Source organism: Pseudomonas sp. DE0010, assembly GCF_007680745.1.
Lineage (GTDB): Bacteria > Pseudomonadota > Gammaproteobacteria > Pseudomonadales > Pseudomonadaceae > Aquipseudomonas > Aquipseudomonas parafulva_B.
On sequence record NZ_VEJQ01000226.1, the window covers coordinates 1 to 262 of the forward strand.

Annotated in this window: 1 pseudogene; it reads left to right on the top strand. The window is 61.5% G+C overall.

Features of this window, described 5'->3' with window-relative positions:
* A pseudogene (tuf, locus tag FS767_RS22340) lies at positions 1–262 on the top strand (elongation factor Tu); the annotation flags it as partial.

A 262-nucleotide genomic window follows, 5' to 3' on the forward strand; every position in this document is an offset into this window, starting at 1 on the left:
TGGTTGACGACGCCGAGCTGCTGGAACTGGTCGAAATGGAAGTTCGCGATCTGCTGAACACCTACGACTTCCCGGGCGACGACACTCCGATCGTCATCGGCTCCGCGCTGATGGCTCTGAACGGTCAGGATGACAACGAGATGGGCGTTTCCGCCGTGCGCAAGCTGGTCGAGACCCTGGACTCCTACATCCCCGAGCCCGAGCGCGCCATCGACAAGCCGTTCCTGATGCCGATCGAAGACGTGTTCTCGATCTCCGGTCG